The sequence below is a fragment of the Novosphingobium panipatense genome, assembly GCF_900182875.1.
Taxonomy (GTDB): domain Bacteria; phylum Pseudomonadota; class Alphaproteobacteria; order Sphingomonadales; family Sphingomonadaceae; genus Novosphingobium; species Novosphingobium panipatense.
In genome coordinates, this window is the sequence record NZ_FXUI01000039.1 from 1 (window position 1) to 5,059 (window position 5,059).

3 protein-coding genes are annotated in these 5,059 nt (G+C 62.4%); 1 reads left to right on the forward strand and 2 read right to left on the reverse strand.

Features of this window, described 5'->3' with window-relative positions:
* Positions 1 to 93: 93 nt before the first annotated feature.
* On the reverse strand, positions 94 to 1,224 hold the full coding sequence (locus tag QOL62_RS19480; protein WP_283407285.1) for a hypothetical protein: 1,131 nt from the start codon (positions 1,222 to 1,224) through the stop codon (positions 94 to 96).
* Positions 1,225 to 1,227: 3 nt separating this feature from the next.
* Positions 1,228 to 1,863, reverse strand: a complete 636-nt coding sequence (locus QOL62_RS19485) for a recombinase family protein (RefSeq protein WP_283407286.1) — start codon at positions 1,861 to 1,863, stop codon at positions 1,228 to 1,230.
* 133 nt (positions 1,864 to 1,996) lie between these two features.
* Here QOL62_RS19485 and QOL62_RS19490 point away from each other — a divergent pair, with 133 nt between their 5' ends.
* On the forward strand, positions 1,997 to 4,966 hold the full coding sequence (locus QOL62_RS19490; protein ID WP_283407287.1) for a Tn3 family transposase: 2,970 nt from the start codon (positions 1,997 to 1,999) through the stop codon (positions 4,964 to 4,966).
* Positions 4,967 to 5,059 lie beyond the last annotated feature (93 nt).

Genomic DNA, 5,059 nt, shown 5'->3' on the forward strand with positions numbered 1-5,059 from the left:
TTCACCGTCTCCGTCATGACTCGTCTCCGCTGCTGACAAATCCATCATCAGCATCTCAGATTCGAGCCTCCGAGGCTCTGGCAGTCATGGGGTCTAAGCGCGTTGGGAGGATTGAAGGCTTGCCGCAATTGCGCCTGCGGCGCGTGTGATCGCACCTTCGTAGTCACCGAATGCTAACGCCACCGCCTCTGACTGGCTTCGGACCATTTCAGGATGCCTCTCGAACGCCCGGTCAATCACGTCGAGAACATTGTCAGCCCCGGACGCGACCTCTCCCAGATGCCAACCGGCGTAGCGTGGATCATCCTTCCAGTTTGCACCATGTGCATTGAGGAACGCCACCGGACGGGGCGTTGTAAGGAATTCGTAAAGCTGGCTCGACATGTCACCCAGATAAAGACTGGCCGCCCGTGTGTAGGTCATGTCGAAGAGCTTGGGTGAATCCAGATCCACAATGATGTGCTCTGGCTCCGAAAGCTTCTGCCATTCTGCGCGAGAGGCCGCATCCAAATTCTCGAAAGTGTGGATATGGGGGGCAAAAACCAGATTGTACCGTTCTTGCTCGCGAAAGCGGGCGATGACGTCTCGCGCCAGACTGATCGACGAGATGGAGCGATCAAAATGGGGATTGTAGAGGACGATCGGCCGATCATTACCAAACAATCGCAGTCCGGCCGGGATGGTCCCCAGATAGTCCATCTTTATGTAGCCGACTGCTGAAAGCCTTTTCCTGTCGACGCCTTGCGCTATCGCTCGATCGATATCCTTTTGCCCGGCGACAAAGATGAAGTCGAAGGCGCGCAGCCTTGCTTCCGAGGATGGCGCGCGATCGCCAGCCCCGTGACGAAAATGTATGAGCAGGCGGCTCCATCCGAACCACCTGAGGGCAGCGGAGGTACGCTCCGGAACGATGATTGCGTGTGCATTGCGGAGCAACCATCGGATTTTAGCCAGCAGGGGGCCTTTCATCGACGATTGAATGCCCGTCAACCGGGCCGCCATCCTGCTTGCCCAAGGCCACGTGATTTGCGTTACCTGCATCATGTCTGCACCCATGGTTTTAGCGACCTTGTGCAAAGCGGCGGCCGTGCGTCCATCGGCACAAATGCATTCAACGGTTATATTGGGATAGCGCAGACTGATCGCAGCGGCCACGGGTGCCAAGTGCAGAACCTGATGCTCTCCACCGATGAAGACAAAAGCCAAATTTCCTGATAATGTCATAAGTTACGTGGCTGGCCGCGCTTTGCGAGCAAGAAGCTTTTCCCCATCGCGCCTGATCTGACCATCAGGCGTGACATGCCGATAGAGCGTTTGCCGTGTGATACCGAGTTCGGCGCATAGCTCGGCGACTTTGGTTTCCGGCTTTCCCATTGCGGCTTGCGCGAGGCGGAGCTTGGCCGGCGTCATCTTGAACGGCCGCCCGCCATGCCGACCGCGCGCACGGGCGGAGGCGAGACCAGCGCGGGTGCGTTCCGCGATCAACTCGCGCTCGAACTCGGCCAGCGCCGCGAAGATGCCAAAGATAAGACGCCCATTGGCGGTGCCGGTGTCGATCGATGCGCCTTCGCCGGCCAGCACCTTGAACCCGATGTTCCGCCGGGTCAGGTCATCGACCAGCGTGACGAGGTGACGCAGATCGCGGCCGAGGCGATCGAGCTTCCAGACAACGAGCGTATCGCCGGCTCGCAGCGCTTTCACGCAGGCATCTAGACCAGGGCGCCGATCGCGCCGCCCTGAAGCGGCATCCTCGTAGATATGATCGGGATCGACGCCGGCAGCGATCAGCGCATCGCGTTGCAGGTCATGCACCTGGCTGCCGTCCGCCTTGGACACCCGCGCGTAGCCGATGTGCGTCGTCACATATACGTCCGATTGCGTGACATGGCGCTGTTGCCCGTCAACTTCCTCCTGTTATGTAACATAATCCGTCTTTCAGTCTATGCTCCATGAGCAGGTGTGGATTGCTGTTTCGTGACACGCAAACAGGATGCCGATGTCGCCCAAGACCATATTGTCACCCGCGCAGCGCATGGCGATCTTCGATCCCCCGACAGACCGCGAGACGATTGAACGAATTTACACTCTCGGTCCTGACGACCTGATGCAGGTGATGAAGCGGCGGGGCGGAGCCAATCGTATCGGCTACGCTGTCCAGATTTGCTATCTGCGCCATCCGGGCCGTGGCCTGCTTCCCGGCGAAGTGCCGGCGACCGCCATGGTCGCGCTGCTGTGCGAACAGAGCGGGTGCCACCCCAATGATTTTCCGGCCTATGCCGCCCGCGCCACGACACTTCGCGAACATCGCGCGGAAATCGAAGCATGGCTGGACCTGCGCCCCTTCAGCAGGTCGGACGTGCGAACCATGCTCTCGTTGGGGCTGGAGATCGCTGCATCGACCGATCGTGGCGAAACGATCGTTGCAGGCATGGTCGACCGGCTTCGGCTCGACCGGATCGTCCTGCCCGCCGCATCGACACTCGAACGGATCGCCCTCATCGCCCGAACGCAAGCGCGCAAAGCCGCCAATATCGGTCTGATCCGTGACTGCTCGGCCGAACAGGAAGCCGCATTAGAGCAACTTGTTACCTCCGACGATCACGGCCGCACCCCACTTGGCTGGATACGCGACTGGTCGGAATCTCCCTCGGCATCGAACCTGAAAGCCCTTGTGGCCAGGCTCGACACGGTGAGGGCTATCGGGATCACGGCGGACCGCGCCCGCCGCATCCATGCCGCACGCTATGCTGTGATCGCGCGAACCGCCGGCATCGTCACCGCCCAGCACCTTCGCCGTCTCGAACGGTCCCGCCGCCTTGCGATGCTCACGGCATTCGCCATCGAGATGGAAGCAGCGTTGACCGACGCCGCACTTGTTATGGTCGAGAAGATGGTGGGATCGCTGTTTCGCCGCGCCGACCGCACCCGATCTAATCGATTACTGGGGCAGGCACGGCTGCTGAAGGACACCGCGCGCATTCACGTCCAGCTCGGCCGCCTGCTGCTCAACGCCTATGCCGATGGGCGCGATGCCTTCGCGGCGATTGAGGATCGTTTGGGGTGGGATGAACTCGTGCGCAGCGTCCGCTGCGCGGAGGATCTCACCCAAGCGGGCGACGACGGCCTTGCGGAAGTGGTGGAGCGCTACCCCGCTGCCCGCAAGTTCGCGCCGACCTTCCTCGCCGCGTTCACCTTTCGCGCATCGCGTGCAGGCGACCCGCTGCTCTCGGCCGTCGAGACGCTGAAGAAAATGTATCGTGATGGCCGTTCGGCCCTCCCGAAGCAGGTTCCGACCAGCTTCATCAAGCCGCGCTGGCGCAAGGTCGTGCAGCCGGAAGGAGGAACGATCGACCGGCGGGCCTATGAGATGGCGGTGATCGTCCATCTGCGCGAGCGCATCGGCTCAGGCAGTATCTGGGTGGACGGCAGCCGGGCCTACCGCACGCTCGACGACTATCTCCTGCCCGTGCCGGCGTTCGAGACCATGCGCGCGGACAACACCCTCAATCTGGCCGTGTCGTCGGACTTTGCCGCATGGATCGACGAGCGGCGAACGCTGTTGAGCAGGCGAATGAGCGAGGTCGAGCGGGCGGCGGCGGCCGACGAGCTGACCGACGTCACCATCGAGCGCGGGCAACTGCTGATTTCTCCCTTCCGGCGCATCGTGTCCGACGATGCCGAGACATTGAAAGCCAGACTCTACGCGATGCTGCCGCGCGTACGCATCACCGATTTGCTGGTCGAGGTCGCGGCCTGGTCCGGCTTCTCCGATCACTTCGTCCATTCCCGAAGTGGTGCCCCGGCATCGGACCAATCCGCGCTGATGGCGGCGATCCTGGCCGATGCAACCAACCTTGGGCTCGGCCGCATGGCGGAAAGCTCACGCGGGCTGACCCTGGCGCGCCTGCGCTGGACGGCGGAATGGCATGTGCGCGACGAAACCTATCTCTCGGCGCTAGCGGCGATCGTCGATTGCCACACCGCGCATCCGCTGGCGAGCGTATGGGGGCCAGGTGATACATCGTCGTCTGACGGCCAGTTCTTCCGGGCAGGCGGACGCGGGGAAGCGCGGGCCGATCATAATGCCCGCTACGGTTCGGAACCCGGCGTGCTGTTCTACACCCATGTGACCGACCGATTCACGCCGTTCCACACCAAGGTCATCGCCGCCAATGCCGGAGAGGCCGCCCATGTTCTCGACGGCCTGCTGGACCATGAAAGCGAGCTGGTGATCCGGGAGCACGCAACGGACACCGCCGGCGCCGTCGATCATGTGTTCGGAATGTGCCATCTGCTCGGCTTCCGCTTCGCCCCGCGTATCCGCGATCTCAACGAGCGCCGCCTTTACGGCCTATCGCCGCTCGACCTTTGGCCAACCCTCCGCGCGCTTGTCGCCGGTCCGGTCAATGTTCGCGCCCTCGAGGAGAATTGGGACGAGACGTTGCGCCTCGCCGCTTCGATCCGCGCCGGTACCGTCAGCGCCTCGGCAATGCTGCGCAAGCTCGCCGGCTATCCGCGCCAGAACCCCGTCGCGCGCGCCTTGCGTGAGATCGGGCGCATCAAGCGTACCCTGTTCATGCTCGACTGGTTCGATGATCCCGAACAGCGCCGCCGCACCGGCAGCATTCTCAACAAGGGCGAGGCACGCAACGCGCTCGCTCGCGCGATTTTCTTCAACCGTCTTGGCGAGCTGCGCGATCGCACCTTCGAGAACCAGCGGCATCGGGCATCCGGGCTGACACTCGCCACCGCAGCCGTGACATTGTGGAACACCGTCTATCTCGATCGCGCCGTGCGCCATCTGCGCGCCGATGGCATCGACGTGCCCGACGAGCTGGTCACCCATGTCGCCCCGCTGGGCTGGGAACACATCGGCCTCACCGGCGACTATCTCTGGAGCGAAATCGACAAACCCCGTGATCGGTTCAGGCCCTTACGCATCCAACCGACATGGCGCGAGCCTTAGACCCCATGACTGCCAGAGCCTCGGAGGCTCGAATCTGAGATGCTGATGATGGATTTGTCAGCAGCGGAGACGAGTCATGACGGAGACGGTGAA

What these genes read in the sequence shown, in the direction of transcription:
- QOL62_RS19480 (WP_283407285.1), bottom strand. Translation starts at nt 1,224, where the DNA reads ATGACATTATCAGGAAATTTGGCTTTTGTCTTCATCGGTGGAGAGCAT.
- QOL62_RS19490 (WP_283407287.1), top strand. Translation starts at nt 1,997, where the DNA reads ATGTCGCCCAAGACCATATTGTCACCCGCGCAGCGCATGGCGATCTTC.